The following is a 16,255-nucleotide window of genomic DNA, read 5'->3' on the forward strand; positions in this document are numbered from 1 at the left end:
AGGCGGAGCTGCTGAAAGAGAGCTTTCATGTATCGGAGGAAACAACTCTTGTGCAAGCAAAACAATTGAAGCAGAAAGCTAGTCAAAACAATTTTTAACCATTAAAATTCAACAAGATGAAAAAGGTAAATCTATCAGAAAAAGTACAGTTAGACAAAGAAATCATTTCTAAACTAAGTGATGATCAATTGAAAGAACTAGAAGGTGGTGCTGCTGAAAGAGAAGTTTCTTGTGTTACTGGAAATAACTCTTGTGCTACTAAAACAATCGAAGCAGAAAGTTAATCAAAACAATTTCTAACCATTAAAATTCAACAAGATGAAAAAGGTAAACTTATCAGAAAAAGTACAATTAGACAAAGAAATCATTTCTAAACTAAGTGATGATCAATTGAAAGAACTAGAAGGTGGTGCTGCTGAAAGAGAAGTTTCTTGTGTTACAGGAAATAACTCTTGCGCTACTAAAACAATCGAGGCTGAATCTTAATCTTAGCCAACCGCTATGAAAAAGGTAAATCTCTCGGACAGGATACAGCTGGACAGAGAAATCATTTCAAAATTGAATGATGATCAGTTGAAAGAACTCGAAGGAGGCCAGACTACTTCCTTGTCTTGTATAACCGGTACTACTTCCTGTGTTTATCAAGTACCGGACGAATCCTAAACTGAGTTAAAACATAAAGGTGTTTTGTTTGATGACTATCGCCATTTATGTTTAACCAAATGATTAAAAAAATCTAAAACCATTAAAATTAAACAAGATGAAAAAAGTAAATCTATCAGAAAAAGTACAATTAGACAAAGAAATCATTTCAAAACTGAATGATGATCAATTGAAAGAATTAGAAGGTGGAGCTGCTGAAAGAGAAGTTTCTTGTATCACAGGAAATAACTCATGTGCTGCTCAGGAATTAGAGTCTTAGTCAGTCTGAAAATAATACATAAGGGAGCGTTTTGACCAGCGCCCCTTATGTGTTTTTCCTGACAAAAATCAATCAGTAAAGAAAAGAGCAGCTATCACCATAAAATATAAAAAATTACTTATTAAAATATACGATATGAGGTACTTAACGGGGAACTATATAATGATCAGGATGCTTTTAGTCATAAGTTTATTGTTTTTATCATTTTATCAATGTTTTGCTCAAAATAGTATTAAAGGAAAAGTGGTAGACGAGCATAAAGCACCTATACCATTTGCAACAATAGGATTGAAAATAAAAACTACAGATTCTGTATTGAAAAGAAATGTTCTGAGTAATAATTCAGGAGAATTTATCATTCAGAATATCAAGGGTACATCCGCAGAGCTGACTATATCCAGTGTGGGATTTATTTCATTTAACCAGGCAATTAATTTTAGTCAGAACCCATCGGTTGACCTGGCTGAAATCGTTCTGCATGATGACCGGCAAACCTTAAGCGGAGTTACTATAGCCGCAAGAAAACCACTTATCCAGCAAAAAACTGACCGTCTGATCATGAATGTACAGGGTAGTGTATTAGCCAGTGGCAACAGTGCCTACAATATATTGGCTATGGCACCTTCTGTTCAGTTAATCAATGGAAAGTTAAGTATGGAGGGTAAGTCGAATGTTCTGATCTTGCTGAATGGCAAGAAATTACCTAATGCTACATTAGAGAGTGTTCTCGGGTCATTACCTGGAGAGCAAATTGAAAGAATTGAATTTATTACAAACCCTTCTTCAAAATATGATGCCAGTGCATCGGGAGGGGTGATCGAAATATATACCAAAAGAAGTTCAGCAATGGGTTGGACTGCCAATGTGAGTGGCAATGTCGCACAGGGATACAGGACCAGTGGAGGTGGAGCTGCCGACTTTAGAACAAGTACTAAAAAACTGGATTTCAGTGTTTCAGCTGCCTACAATAAAACCGGTCATATTGAACGTGGGTTCTCTAACAGGGATTTATATAACGGACAGACAAAAGTAGGTGACTTTAGTCAGAAAATGGATTTGTCATCAGGCAGTATGATTGACAAAAGTCTGAATGGGAGTGTTAATTATGAATTGAATAAAAACAATAATATTGGCTTGGATGTCAACCTGATGAAGGTAAGTCTGAGAGGCTCCGGAAACCTGGACGCAGTAATTAATGATCAGCAAAGCAGATTGACAAGTAATACATTCAACGATGTTTTGCTGGAGGTGGGTTTTTCTAACTATAATCTCTTTTACAAGGCTAACCTGGATTCTTTAGGATCCAATTTATTAGCTACGGCTAATTATGCAAGATATACCAGCGGTAAAAAGCAAGAGTTTAATCAAACTACAATTGATGAAAATACAGGTGATATTTCTCATTCACAATTTAGAAATAATGCACCGGCCAAGTATGATATTTATACCGGAACAGCCGATTATACCAAAATCTTTAAAAATTCGACAAAAGTAGAAGCCGGACTTAAATATACTTTAACTGATAATCATAGTAATCAGTTTATGGAAGTGTATCAAAATGGGACCTGGACAGAAAATAATAATGTATTAAGTAACCTGGGATATCAGGAAAAAATATATGCCGGTTATCTGAATATCAATCATAAGTTTGGGAAGCTATCCTTACAGGCAGGCCTAAGAGCAGAGCAGAGTTCTTATAAAGTTACAGGGGGGATTGACTCCAGTTATTTCAACCTGTTTCCGAATTTAAGAGCAGATTATAAGGTGACAAAAAACTATAGTTCATCCCTCTCTTATGCCAGAAATATAAACAGGCCATCATATGATAACCTGATACCTTATGAGCTATTCATTGATAACTATACTTCCAGCAGGGGAAATGCATACCTGAGACCAGAGTATGCCCAGACTTTCTCATGGAACCACCTTTATAAAAAGTATAGCCTGCGTCTGGCTTATACCAGAACTTCTGATGCTATAGCCGATGTGTTGTTCTATGACCAGAGTACATTGAGATTTATTGAAACACAAAGCAACTTTTTAACACAACACCTGGTCAGTGCGAGTTTGTCTGTACCAGTGAAAATAACTTCCTGGTGGACTACAAGTAACCGTGCTTCATTATTCAGAAAGGAATTAAAATATCCTTCACCATTTGATCAGCATGAGGTGATCACAAGAAATAAGACTTATTATACACTCAATACCTTAAGTACTTTCACTTTCGGAAATGGACTTTCAGCTGAGGTATCTGCTTATTATAATTCACCCAGCATCAGCGGAATATATAGCTTCAGAGCATATTCTAATGTTAGTGCTGGTATAAAGAAATCACTTCTTAAGGATAAGGCATCCCTTAAACTTGATGTTTCAGATATTTTCTATAAAAACAACCTCTTTGCTACGACTAATATTGTTCCAATCGTTACAGAGGGAATTAACAGAGGGGATACCCGTAGGGTCCGCTTAAGCTTCAGATACAGTTTCGGACAGGACGAAGAAAAAAAACGGGCTAAAATACAAGCCGCCGGAAATACAAATGAATTGAACAGATTAAAGCTTTAATGCTATGGAATTATTAGATAAATATGAGCGCCAATTAACTCAGCCACAGACTGAAAAGCTGTTGCTTGATATTGTAACCAAGGTAAATTCAACTGCCGATACTCAACTGCCCAATTTTGGAATAGGAACGGGTAAGGGAGGAGCAATACTACTAAACTGTCATTATGGTAAATTAACTGGAAATGATGAATATTATGCTATTGCCGAGAAGCTTTTGATGGCATCTTTACAGTCTTTGAGCCCGGGTGAATACAAAACTGTTTTGTCAAACTATTTTATTGATCTGGCTGAGTTTGGGACATTAATAGGGTATCTGGAAGAAAATGGTCATTTAAATGATGACACAGGGTTTGCTTACGATGAATTTGATACGCTGATTGCTGACAGAATTCAAAGTACAATTGAGAAACGGAATTTTGGACTTGGAAATGGGGCATTAAGCGTCAGTTCTTATTTATATAGGAGAATTGATCATTCACCACTCTTGTTGAATGCAGCAGTTAATATTTTAGAAGCCATTTATCAGGCAAGAGAAGGAGATAAAGAAACAGGATATTACTGGACGACTCATTATTTTGAAGAACCCAGAGTCTATACTGGTTTATCTCATGGAAACGGGATGATTTTAAACTTCCTGTGTTCAATTCATGAGAAGGGAATTGAAAAAGAAAAATGCGAGGAGCTGATGTACTATGCATTGCGTTTTCTGTTATTGAACAGAGCTGATCCCAATCTGTCTGATTCAAATTTTCCGCTCTGGCTGGGAAGGGATATAGACAGCCGGAACCATTGTATTGTTTATGGTGATTTGAGTACTGCTTATATTATTATTAAAACTGCTAAAATCCTGGAAGATGCCGACTATCTGGCATTTGGAATAGATGTGGCGAAGGATACTATAGGAAAACATAGAATAGAGAATACTTCACTGATGGATGCTTCAATTAAATATGGCGTTAGTTCTCCCTACATATTGTATAACCGTATTTTTCAGTTAACCGGTATCGAGGCTTTTAAAAAGGCAGCAGTTTACTGGCTTGATCAGATCAGTGAAATGAAAAAAAATGAAACCGAATATTTAGGTTTCAATTCTCACTTCTTTAAAAAATATCCTGAGGGACAGCTGGGATTTAGTTTTGGTTTAGCCGGAATAGGTTTGGTATTGATGCAATACTTATCAGACGGAGAGCTTTCAATCAATGAGTTTACATGGACACCTTAGTCAATAATTATGATACTAACTTGCATAATCATAGAAGATGAGCCGTTAGCGCAAGAGCTTCTACAGGACTATATTTATAAAAGAGATGATTTAATTCTTTTAGAAAAATTTAATAATGTGAACGACTTTAATAACTTTAAAGATAAAGAGGTCGATCTGATGTTTATGGATATTAAGATAAGGGGAAATGTTAAAAAAGATGTAGAAGAGCTTTTTACCAGTAATAGTTCCATTGTATTAGTTACGGCTTATACGATTGATCAGTTGGGCGATTATAACCTGACCCTGGTAGATAATGTACTTTACAAACCCGTATCTTATGAGAAATTTAACCGCTGTGTCGACAAGGTTTTTTATGAAATAACCAATAAACGAATAAACCATGCTGAAAACAAAAATTAACCCTTTTGATTTTTATTTACTGAGAATGCCGGCATTATCTATCGATAGTTTGTTCGCTTTGAATAAAACAGTTGATTCAGATAGTTTAGTAAAAGCAATCTTTGATATCTATCAGTCTGCCGATCTTCAGGATTCTATTTTCCTGGCTAGCCCTGAGCTTTACCAGGAGTTATTAAAATGGCTGGAAAACCCGCAGGTAAAGAACGAAAGACTAATGTTAACCTTATATAAGTATGTACTGAGGATGAGTTCCAGATGTACACCCTATGGATTGTTCGCGGGTTTCAGTATGGGAAAGGTATCTGATGAGAATACAGCCTGGAAATTGAAAAATAAAACCATCAAGCATAGTCGTCTGGACATGAACTATGTTGCGGAGATCGCTTCGGCGCTGGCCCGTCAGCCGGAGCTGAAAGTTAAGCTGACATTTTATGCGAATAATAGTCTTTATAAGACTGATAATACCTATCGTTATTATGAATATAAACTGAGAAATAAAAAAAGGGATTATTTTTTGATCTCCATTAAATCTTCCAGATATGTTGACAGTATATTGAATAGCGTAACAGGCGGCGCGAAATATGATGAGATATTAAATGCTTTAGTGGCGCTGCCGTTGACGATGGAAGTTGCCCTTGATTTTTTAGATCAGGTAATTGACAGCCAGCTGATTGTTTCGGAGCTTGAACCTACAGTTACAGGACATGAATTTTTTGATGTGATACTGGATAAGCTGGAAAGTCTGGATAAGGACAATCCCAAACTTCCGGGATTACTTAAGATCAACACTATTCTGAGAAAGAAAGAAAACTTGATTCAGTCGTGTAAAGATATTGAAGAAATTATCCTGGAAGACTTTCCGTACGCAAAAAGTAAGGATCTGGTACAGACAGATCTGGAAATCGGAATGTCAGAAAATACGCTGAATAAGCAAAGTGTAAATATTCTGGCCAACGAGTTGAGTGAGTTGAGCGGACTGATTAAAACTTCAGGACCGGCTGATCTGAAAACTTTCAGGGAGAAATTTAGCGCAAGATATGAAGATAAGGAAATCCCATTGTTAGAGGCTTTGGATACTGAAGCCGGAATTGGGTATTCAAACTTTAGTGGTGCAAATACAAACTATACTCCTCTGGTGGATGGCCTGATTTTACCTGCTAAAAAAACAGCTGGTAAAGTAGGATGGACTGCTTTCAAACAACTGGTGTTTAAAAAGTTCCATGACAGTCAGCAGACCCAGAGTGATAAAATGACCATTACTGCCGAAGAACTGCAGGTATTGGGAGATGCTGAAAATAATCTTCCTCCAACTTTTTACAGTGTCGGGAGTTTTGTAGCTGCAAATAATGCAGCAATTGATCAGGGAGATTTTAAATTTAATTTATCGGCCTGTGGGGGATCATCAGCTATTCCTTTATTAGGCAGGTTTGCTTCCTCTGTAGACGCGTTGAAACTGAAGCTGGAGGAATGTGCTATAGTAGAACAGGAGGCTTACGGAGAGGCTATCTTAGCCGAAGTAATTCATCTTCCTGAAGCGAGAATTGGGAATATTCTGCAAAGGCCAAGGATAAGACCTTATGAAATTCCATTTCTGGGAAATTCTTCTGCCGATGCTGATCATCAGATTCCTGTAACAGATTTAATGGTATCTGTTAAACATGACAAGATTGTACTACGCTCTAAAAGGCTCAATAGGGTTATTATACCAAGACTGAGCTCTGCGCACAATTATAGTAACGGTATTTCTGTTTATAAATTTCTTTGTGATTTACAGGGACAGGGTAATTCTTTCTCTGTTTTATGGGACTGGGATGTGCTGAGTCAGCAAAGTTTTCTGCCCCGGATTGAGTATAAGCATATTATCCTTTCAAGGGCCAGATGGAGACTGGAATCGTCTGTTTATCAGGAGATCAAAGACTTGAAATCTGTTGAAGAAACAGAGGCGTTCAGAAGTAAATACAAACTGCCATCCAGATTAGTATTAGCTGAAGGGGACAATGAGTTGCTGCTTGATTTTGACTGCCCGCTGGTGATGCCAATTCTGGTTCAGCATTTGAAAAAGAAAGACGCTATATTATATGAGTTTTTACATGATCAGGATAGCTTGCTGATTGCCGGTAAACAGCAGACAAATTATCTGAATGAGCTGGTTATTCCTTTTCAAACCAAAGCGCAGCAGCTGTTTAAAAAACCAGTGTTTTCAGAGGATAAAAGTTTAATCTCTCATTCTTTCCCTCTGGGAAGTGAATGGACATATGTCAAGATATATTGTGGCTCGAAATGGGCGGATACTATTCTGACGGAGTATCTGTTACCAGTAGTCACGGCACTGGAAGAAGAGGGATTATTACGGAAATGGTTTTTTATCAGATATTATGATCCCGAAGGCCATATCAGGATGAGATTTTTACATGAAAAGAATGCTGCGGTTACCGCTGATATAATTAACAGGATCCAGGAAGCCCTGGAACTCTTATCACATCAAAGGATTGTATGTAAGATACAATATGATACTTATGAGCGCGAGATTGAACGTTATGGAGAGAGGACTATGGAGCTTAGTGAAACCATCTTTTATAACGATAGTACAGCAGTTATCAATTTTCTAAACCTGATTGAGGGAGAGGAAGGAGAAAGGTACAGGTGGTTGTTTGCGATGAGGGGGGTTGAACAATTGCTTGGCGATTTTAACCTACCGGCAGAACAAAGACAGAAAATGATGGAAAGTTTGTTTTCTTCCTTCTTTGATGAATTTAATGGAAACAAACAATTGAATTCTCAATTGAATGATAAATACAGGGCCATAACTAATGAATTGAACTTATTTATGAACCCTGAAAATGATGAGGAAGAAATTGCCGAGGCTGTTCAGTTATTTGATCTGCGTTCGGTACTTAATCAAAATGCGCTCGGGGATTTTAAACAATCTTTAGCTGCAGGCTCTTCTGAAGATGAACTCAATCTGATTTACAGACAACTTTTGCCTAGTTATATCCATATGTTTTTGAATAGAATTTTTATCGCAAATCAAAGATTGCATGAACTTGTTGTTTATCATCATCTGGCAAAATACTATGCTTCTTTAATTGCACGCAGAAAACATTCACCAGTTAATTCTCTTGTATCATGATGACAGACCGCCCACTTTTTTCAGCAGAAATCAACGAAATAATCGGCCATCCGCCACACTGGGTCAACCGGGTCGGTGGCACATTCCTGCTATTGATTATAGCTGGTTTTGTACTGGTATCTGCAGTGCTTGTAGTACCTAAGCAACATATTTTGCCTGTTGTATTATATGGTCAGGCTAAACACGAATATCTGGTCAAAGGTACGATAGATGCAGGTCAGCTTGGAAACCTGAAAAAAGCTAAAAACCTGCAAATTGAAATTCCGTTGGACAATGACATCCAGGATAGGATCAATTTAACCGGAACATTGCAAAACATCATTCCGCCTATAAAAAACGGGAAGATTTCTTATGTGGTCAGATTAAATGAGGCTTCCGCAAAAATACTAGCTGGCAAATTACCCGAAATTGAATCTATTGCCGGAAAAATTATTGTAGAAGGTGAACGCAAGACCTTAATGAAATCAATGCTGCAATGATTTAGTCAGGATTGAGACCAAATTGTTTCATCAGGGCTTCCTTGTAAAGTTTGCCAATAGGGATTTTTTCCTTCAGTGTATATAAGTCAATCTCATTTCCATTAAATGATTTGATTTCGTCTTTTTTGATAATGAAGGATTTTTGTATACGGATAAATTTATCTTCCGGTAACTGGTCTTCTATGCGTTTCATGGTCAGGTGCGTGACGATCGTTCTGTCTTTGAGGACCAGTTTTACATAATCCTTCATTCCTTCCACATAGCAAATTTCATCAAACATGACACGATGTAATTTATGTCCGTCTTTCACAAAAAGATGCTGGTTTTTGGGCACATCAACTACTTTGGCTTTCTGAAAAATTACCTTGGAAGCTTTGTTAACCGATCTTAGGAATCTTTCGAAAGGGAATGGCTTAACTATGTAATCCAGTGCATCGAGATCAAAGCCGTCAACTGCATAATTGGGATAGGCTGAAATGAAGATTACATAAGGCGGGTGTTGCAGAGACCTGATGAACTCAATTCCATTTACTTCGGGCATATGAATATCAGAGAATAACAGGTCTATAGTGTCATTCTGCATATGTTCCAGCGCGTCGAAAACATGTTTACAGCTGGCTACAAGTTCAAGTGTCGGGATTTTGCTGATATAATCCTCGATGGTCTCTCTGGCAAGAGGCTCATCGTCAATAATTAGGCATTTGATGGTCATTTTAATCTTTGAGAGTTTGATTTAACAGTACAATATATGGTATTATGATCATAATACCAATAGGATCAACTTAAAGGTAACTGAAGATTTACTTTGTAAATTCCATTTTCAATCTGATTAGTTAATTTGTATTTACCAGCATAATGGATGTTCAGTCTTTTTTTGACATTAGCGACACCAACCCCTCCGAAATCTTCAGAAGGATGGACGTTGCATACACTGTTATTTACATTGAAGTGCAGATAATTGTCCACAGTCCGGATAGATATCTCTACCCAGGATGATTCAACTGTAGCATCAATACCATGTTTAAACGCATTCTCAATAAATGGGAAAAGGATCAGGGGAACAATCATCATACGCTCAAAGTCTTCCTGAAAATCAGTTTTGATACTTACATCATTTCCGTACCTGATGCGTTCCAGTTCGAGATAATCATTGATGAATTCCACTTCCCTGGACAATAATATCCGGTCGACATTAGACTCATATAAAGTATACCTCATCAGATCTGCAAAGTGCAGAACCATTGGCCCGGTCTTAGGGTCCTGCTTATTGACCATTCTGTAAATATTATTCATGGTATTAAATAAGAAATGGGGGTTTATCTGGGCTTTCAGAAAATTGATCTCCAGGTTCAGATTGTCCCTTTCCAGACTGATCCGCTTATTACTCTGATCTGCAATTAACTTGATGAGTTTGAGAGCCAGAGGAGGGGCGATCAGGTAAAGAAAGTCAAGGAAATAGAAAGATACTGCCCACCAACTCAGAATACCCGTTATACCATGACTTAATATGGTCATTACATAAGAATGCAGTCTGGGCGTCTGGTTGAAGTTTGAATCGATAATAAGACAAAGGAAATAGGTTAAACTTCCGTACAGTACATAACATAGCAGACCCGAGATGACGGTTAGTATAATCTTGCCTTTGAACAACAAATTGGGGAGTACATAATAAGATACGGCATAAAAAATAGTCATTACACTGGCCAGGTCTTTTATGACGAACATCCAGCCTAATTTTTTATCAAATCTGTTGTATCCGTTAAAGTATAAAATGGACAAAAAAGTCCACATCAGGAGGTGTAATACGACTTTTGTACGGGTAGAATGCGTTTTATTCCAGTCTATTTTTGTGATTCCGGAAAGATAGTTTTTTAGCCTCATTGCAGCGTTAATTGCTTTTGGTCATTAAAAGTAATGGGTTGGTCGAATTTAATTCTGTAGGCCTAAAGTACTCCTTTTATTTGTAATACAAATGATGATTTCGAGTCATCTTAATATGGTAACTATAAAACTTTAACTATAGAAATAATGATGAACCAAGTAAAAGCACTGCGTTTCCCTCACTATAAGCAGCATGATATGATGGACTGCGGACCAACGTGTTTAAAGATTATCAGCAAATTTTATGGGAAATTTTTTGATCTGGAAAAGATACGTGGTTTAAGTCAGATAGGTAAAACGGGGGTATCCTTATTAGGCATAAGCAAGGCGGCCGAGAATTTAGGTTTACATACTGTAGGTGGTAATATGACCTATGAGAAATTACAAGTCAGGCCCGTGCTGCCCTGTATTGTTCACTGGCGGAAAAATCATTTTGTAGTATTATATAAAATGAACGAGAAAAAGGTATATATCTCAGATCCGGGTAGCGGTCTCCAGTCTTATACCAAAGAAGAGTTTCTAAACAACTGGGCTTATACGAAAATACAAAATGAGCCCGCAGGTATCGTATTGCTGGTTAAACCGACAACTACTTTTTATGATCAGGAAGAAGATCAGAAAGTGGCGGTAAATGGTATCGGCTATTTACTGAAGCATCTGATGCAATATAAATCTCTAATCAGGCAATTGTTTGCCGGATTACTTGCCGGGGCACTTATCCAGCTTATTCTCCCGTTTTTGACCAAAGCCCTGGTCGATATGGGGGTAAAGGGTCAGAACCTGAATATTATTTATGCAATCCTGCTGGGACAGTTATTTATTGTAATGGGACAAACCTCTGTTGAATTTATAAGAGGCTGGATTGTATTGCATATTACATCGAGGGTCAATGTGGAGGTATTGTCTTCATTTCTTCATAAACTTTTCCGTTTACCACTGACCTTTTTTGATAGTAAGCTAAACGGTGATATTCTGCAGAGGATCGAAGATCATAAGCGGATTGAGAACCTTTTGAGCGGCGCTTCATTGAACACGCTTTTCTCGGCTGTTACATTTATAGTGTTCAGCATTGTCTTATTTGCCTATAACCCGGTGATATGTGCTGTGTTTATAGGAGGTAGCATATTGTATTTCGCCTGGCTTTCACTTTTCCTGGCAAAAAGGGAGAAACTTGATTTTAAAAGATTTGAAATTACTTCTCAGAACAGGTCTAAGACCATGGAGCTGCTGAATGGGATTTGTGAAATTAAAATCAATAACTGCGGTACACAGAAAATCTGGGAATGGGAAGAGCTTCAGGCCAGATTATTCAGATTTAACATCCAGACTTTATCATTAAGTCAGTATCAGCAGATCGGCTCGGCATTTATTAATCAGGCAAAAAACATATTTATTCTTTTCCTGGCAGCCAGGCTGGTCATTAAGAATGAAATGACCCTGGGAGATATGATGGCTATACAGTTTATCGTAGGACAAATGAATAACCCGATTGCACAGATGGCGACGTTTATTCAGACTTACCAGGAGGCAAAGATCAGTATGGAACGTTTGGGACAGATACAGGTTTTAGAGGAAGAGGAGGATCCCCGTTACAGTTATATTAACGCATTACCTGAAGACAGGAGCCTGCTTTTCAAAGATGTAAGTTTTGTTTATCCGGGTGCTGGTAATAAGGTCACTATTAATCATCTGAATTTAACGATCCAATCAGGCAAGACCACGGCGATTGTAGGGGCGAGCGGAAGTGGAAAAACTACGTTGCTGAAGTTAATGCTGCGGATCTGTAAACCAACTGAAGGGGAGATCATCATGGAGAATAATTCATTTGAGAATCTGAGCCCGGATTTCTGGAGACAACACTGCGGGGTTGTTTTGCAGGACGGTTATATATTCTCAGATACGATAGCCAATAATATTGCGCTCAATAAGGAGAATCTGAGTGTGGAAAGTCTGCAAAGGGCTATTCATATTGCAAACCTCCAGGATTATATCGCCAGCCAGCCTCTCGGATTTCAGACTAAGATAGGTGATGATGGAAAAGGGATCAGCGGTGGACAGCGGCAGCGGATACTAATTGCGCGTATGGTCTATAAGAATCCTGAGTATATTTTTCTGGATGAAGCGACAAGTGCATTAGATGCTTCTAACGAGAAGATCATTATAGAGCGGTTGAATACATTCTTACAAGGTAAAACAGTTGTAATTGTAGCTCACCGTCTAAGTACGGTGAAAAATGCAGATCATATTATTGTATTGGATAATGGAGCAGTAGCCGAGCAGGGTACTCATGTTGCTCTGGTTAACCAAAAGGGGTATTACTATAAATTAATTAAGAATCAGTTGGAACTAGGAAATTAATAATTATGGAAACATTAAATGATTTTATCGGCTTTTTGACAAACACCAGCCCTGATAATGATGCTGCTAACCAGACATCCAGGGAGTTTAATGGAATATTCAGCTTTTTGCTGGGACAACAGGACAAGGAGAATAGCTCCGGTTCGCAGACACACCGGTCAATTGATATTTATCTGAATGCAGTTATTGCCTGTAGAAAGGATGATTTTGCAACCTCAGAACGTCTACTGGATGAGGCGGATACGCTTCTGGACAATTTACCTGAACAGCAGGTACTGCCCAGATTGTTTAAACTGTCCGCCTGGGGAAACTATTATTATAAAGTTGGACGCTGGGAAGAAGCTATAGCTTTATTAAAAAAAGGACTCTATATAAGTGCTGAATTAGAAAGAAACGGATATCCGATCTTAATATTCAGAAGAATTGAACAGATCCAGAATATTGCCAGGATCTATCATAAAATGGGCGATCTGGAATCGGCAGCCGATTTATTAAAGAATGCTATTGTTTTCCTCTATTCCGGTAAAGCGGAGGGATTGATTATTGAAGACTGGGATTACAAACTGGTACAGGATGTACGTATGGTGCAGGAAAATACCCTGGATAGTGTATTCAATCAGCTTGTAGCGTTGAATACCGTTTTAATGTATGATCCGAAATTCAATAATGAATATTTTTATTCCCGTTATTTTAAACTCTTTTTAGCGGAGATGCCGGCTGATGTTTACAACAGGGTTATCTTATATAACTGGATGTTTGTTAAATCATCTTATTTTAATGAAGGGGAAGCAGCCTATTTTGATAATCTTAAATCCTTTTTTGGAGATAATGAAGTATCCTCCTATTACGATAGCCTGAAAATAAACCTGCTGGAGGAAGTGGCCAAAGGGATAAATACCGACTTTAAAGAGAATGATTCAGCAACCATTGCAAAGCTTCAGGATTATGCAGGAAAGTATCTGAAAGATGCTTTTGGGAAATCAGCTAAAATAGCCTTTGCACGTACTATATTATTAAAGGCTGCGGTTTAGCAGTCTTTAATAATTATCCGCTTTCTGAATGAAATGTCATGACAATTTCATCAGATCCCGGCTATCCACATTATCCACATCTTATTCTTAGCTTCAGGAACTGGCGCTAACTGATTGATAACTTTAGCATTAATCGCATGTTAAATCACCCTGGAGTTTATTAACATGTCTTTAGTTAACAACACCTGTTGGTAACCCATACTTATCCACATTCTGGTCAAAAAAAATCGGCTAAATAATTGCTTTTTAGTGGCTTACTGCTGGGTATAAGTTTATGTTTTTTTGTTGGTAATTTTCTAGATCTTCGCAATCCCAAAAAGGAAGGAAGCTTTTTTCAGGGCCATTAACATTACCAATAACAATAAAATAACTATGCAGAATACTTGTACAACAGTGTGGAATAATTCACTTCAAACTATTAAAGCTAACATCCCAAATCAAAGTTATAAAACTTGGTTTGAACCGATCTCGGCATTAAAATTAGAAGGAAACGTTTTAACTGTACAGGTACCAAGTTTGTTTTTTTATGAATGGCTGGAAGAGCACTATGTAGGTTTGTTACGCAAAACGGTAAAACAGGAATTAGGAGATGACGGACGTCTGGAATATAACATCGTTGTAGATAATAAAACGTCAAAAAGTAATACGCCATATATAGCTGCCAGTATGCCTTCAAACAGCAATACGTCTACAGCTAAACAGCAGTCATTACCAACACCGGCACCAATCAGCAAGGATCTTAGAAATCCTTTTGTGATTCCTGGTCTGAAAAAACTGAATGTTGATCCACAACTGAACTCTAATTATACTTTAGAGAACTACATTGAGGGAGACTGCAATCGTTTAGCACGCTCTGCGGGCTTCGCAGTGGCCGCAAAACCTGGAGCAACATCATTCAATCCTTTAATGATTTATGGTGCGGTAGGATTGGGTAAAACCCACCTGGCTCAGGCAATCGGAAATGAGATCAAACGTACTTATCCAGATAAACTGGTTATTTTTGTATCCTGCGAAAAATTCTGTCAGCAGTTCGTGGAATCATTAAAAAATAATACAATCAATGATTTTGTGAACTTTTACCAGGCTATGGATGTGATCATTATGGATGATATTCACAATTTCGCCGGAAAAGAAAAAACTCAGGATATCTTCTTCCATATTTTCAATCACCTTCATCAGTCCGGAAAACAAATTATCATTACTTCAGATAAAGCACCTAAAGATTTATCTGGTCTGGAAGAGCGTTTGTTAAGCCGTTTCAAATGGGGACTTTCTGCAGATTTACAAATTCCTGATCTGGAAACAAGGATTGCTATCCTGAGAAAGAAAATGGCTTCAGATGGTATTGATTTACCTGCAGAAGTAGTAGAATATGTAGCACATAATATTGATAACAACGTCCGTGAACTGGAAGGAGCAATGGTTTCATTACTGGCACAGGCAACATTAAATAAAAAAGAAATTGATCTGGCTTTGGCTAAATCAATGCTGAAGAACTTTATCAAGAATACCTCCAAAGAAATTTCTATGGAATATATTCAGAAATTAGTTTGTGAATATTTTGAAGTAGCAGTTGACCTGGTAAAATCTCCGACACGCAAACGTGAAGTTGTACAAGCCAGACAGATTTCCATGTACCTGTCGAAAAGCCTGACCAAATCTTCATTGAAAAGTATAGGTGCATTTTATGGGGGCAGAGATCACTCGACGGTAATTTACGCCTGCCAAACGGTAGAAGACCTGATTGACAGTGATAAGAAATTCAAAGGATATGTAACCGATATCCAGAAGAAATTGAAAATGAGCTAATAATCCAAACCTATATAGCTTTACCATGAATTTAAATGCAAACACTATAATAATCTCATTGATTGTTATACTTGCGATCCCTTACCTGGTAAGTGTGATCAGAAAAGTACAGAACCAAAACATTCCCTTCATCAAAGCCCTCAATCCTTTTTATACAAAGGAGATGAATGAGGCTGCGCAGCTAAAGCAAAGTTTGTCACCTGTCACCCGTGAAATTGAGACTCAGGAGTTAGCCAGATTTGTTAAACACTGGACAGCTAAATTTGAAAAAGGTACTTTTTCTGAAAAGGATGTACTGGAGCTGAATGCTAAAATTGAGGCTGGACGCGTGGACCAGGTTAATGGTATCCTGGCTTTACACCCTGAAGCAAGAAATCAGTTTGAAGCAATTAACGCCCGTCTGAATCCGAAAGAAGAAGTTGTTCTGAACAGCGAAACTGAGGTTCTGGTTTAACC

The 16,255-nt window shown here is 37.8% G+C and carries 15 protein-coding genes; 13 read left to right on the forward strand and 2 right to left on the reverse strand.

What is annotated here, in order from left to right; genetic code table 11:
* Positions 1–116 precede the first annotated feature (116 nt).
* The 9 genes from HDF25_RS06705 (at position 117) to HDF25_RS06745 (ending at position 8,720) form a co-directional block, all read left to right on the forward strand.
* Positions 117–284: a class I lanthipeptide gene (locus tag HDF25_RS06705; protein ID WP_184623962.1), complete on the forward strand. Its 168-nt coding sequence runs from the start codon at positions 117–119 to the stop codon at positions 282–284.
* A gap of 34 nt (positions 285–318) precedes the next feature.
* Positions 319–486 (forward strand): class I lanthipeptide, encoded by a 168-nt coding sequence (locus HDF25_RS06710; RefSeq protein ID WP_184623962.1) that lies wholly within the window; start codon positions 319–321, stop codon positions 484–486.
* A gap of 15 nt (positions 487–501) precedes the next feature.
* The gene (locus tag HDF25_RS06715; protein WP_184623963.1) at positions 502–663 is read left to right on the forward strand and encodes a class I lanthipeptide; all 162 of its coding nucleotides are present in this window, start codon (positions 502–504) and stop codon (positions 661–663) included.
* A 97-nt stretch (positions 664–760) separates the two neighbouring features.
* Positions 761–922: a class I lanthipeptide gene (locus HDF25_RS06720; RefSeq protein WP_184623964.1), complete on the forward strand. Its 162-nt coding sequence runs from the start codon at positions 761–763 to the stop codon at positions 920–922.
* 135 nt (positions 923–1,057) lie between these two features.
* On the forward strand, positions 1,058–3,487 hold the full coding sequence (locus tag HDF25_RS06725; RefSeq protein WP_184623965.1) for a TonB-dependent receptor domain-containing protein: 2,430 nt from the start codon (positions 1,058–1,060) through the stop codon (positions 3,485–3,487).
* Between the two features lie 4 nt (positions 3,488–3,491).
* A complete protein-coding gene (locus tag HDF25_RS06730; RefSeq protein ID WP_184623966.1) occupies positions 3,492–4,709 on the forward strand; it encodes a lanthionine synthetase LanC family protein in 1,218 nt (405 codons plus the stop codon).
* A gap of 9 nt (positions 4,710–4,718) precedes the next feature.
* A complete protein-coding gene (locus tag HDF25_RS06735; protein WP_184623967.1) occupies positions 4,719–5,111 on the forward strand; it encodes a hypothetical protein in 393 nt (130 codons plus the stop codon).
* On the forward strand, positions 5,092–8,241 hold the full coding sequence (locus tag HDF25_RS06740; RefSeq protein WP_184623968.1) for a lantibiotic dehydratase: 3,150 nt from the start codon (positions 5,092–5,094) through the stop codon (positions 8,239–8,241). The genes HDF25_RS06735 and HDF25_RS06740 overlap by 20 nt, the downstream gene beginning before the upstream one ends.
* The gene (locus HDF25_RS06745) at positions 8,238–8,720 is read left to right on the forward strand and encodes a hypothetical protein (protein ID WP_184623969.1); all 483 of its coding nucleotides are present in this window, start codon (positions 8,238–8,240) and stop codon (positions 8,718–8,720) included. The genes HDF25_RS06740 and HDF25_RS06745 overlap by 4 nt, the downstream gene beginning before the upstream one ends.
* Position 8,721: 1 nt before the next feature.
* Here HDF25_RS06745 and HDF25_RS06750 read toward each other — a convergent pair whose 3' ends face one another.
* Positions 8,722–9,432: a LytR/AlgR family response regulator transcription factor gene (locus HDF25_RS06750; protein WP_184623970.1), complete on the reverse strand. Its 711-nt coding sequence runs from the start codon at positions 9,430–9,432 to the stop codon at positions 8,722–8,724.
* Between the two features lie 65 nt (positions 9,433–9,497).
* Positions 9,498–10,601 (reverse strand): sensor histidine kinase, encoded by a 1,104-nt coding sequence (locus HDF25_RS06755; RefSeq protein WP_184623971.1) that lies wholly within the window; start codon positions 10,599–10,601, stop codon positions 9,498–9,500.
* Between the two features lie 147 nt (positions 10,602–10,748).
* On the opposite strand from HDF25_RS06755, the gene HDF25_RS06760 reads away from it, so the two are divergent.
* The 4 genes from HDF25_RS06760 (at position 10,749) to HDF25_RS06775 (ending at position 16,253) form a co-directional block, all read left to right on the forward strand.
* Positions 10,749–12,959: a peptidase domain-containing ABC transporter gene (locus tag HDF25_RS06760; RefSeq protein WP_260409331.1), complete on the forward strand. Its 2,211-nt coding sequence runs from the start codon at positions 10,749–10,751 to the stop codon at positions 12,957–12,959.
* Positions 12,960–12,964: 5 nt separating this feature from the next.
* Positions 12,965–13,990 carry a tetratricopeptide repeat protein gene (locus tag HDF25_RS06765; RefSeq protein ID WP_184623972.1) on the forward strand — a complete coding sequence of 342 codons (1,026 nt, stop codon included), beginning with the start codon at positions 12,965–12,967 and terminating at the stop codon, positions 13,988–13,990.
* Positions 13,991–14,362: 372 nt separating this feature from the next.
* Positions 14,363–15,799 (forward strand): chromosomal replication initiator protein DnaA, encoded by a 1,437-nt coding sequence (gene dnaA / locus HDF25_RS06770; RefSeq protein WP_184623973.1) that lies wholly within the window; start codon positions 14,363–14,365, stop codon positions 15,797–15,799.
* A 25-nt stretch (positions 15,800–15,824) separates the two neighbouring features.
* Positions 15,825–16,253 carry a hypothetical protein gene (locus tag HDF25_RS06775; protein ID WP_184623974.1) on the forward strand — a complete coding sequence of 143 codons (429 nt, stop codon included), beginning with the start codon at positions 15,825–15,827 and terminating at the stop codon, positions 16,251–16,253.
* Positions 16,254–16,255 lie beyond the last annotated feature (2 nt).

Source organism: Pedobacter cryoconitis (assembly GCF_014207135.1).
In the GTDB taxonomy this organism is placed as follows: Bacteria; Bacteroidota; Bacteroidia; order Sphingobacteriales; family Sphingobacteriaceae; genus Pedobacter; species Pedobacter cryoconitis_D.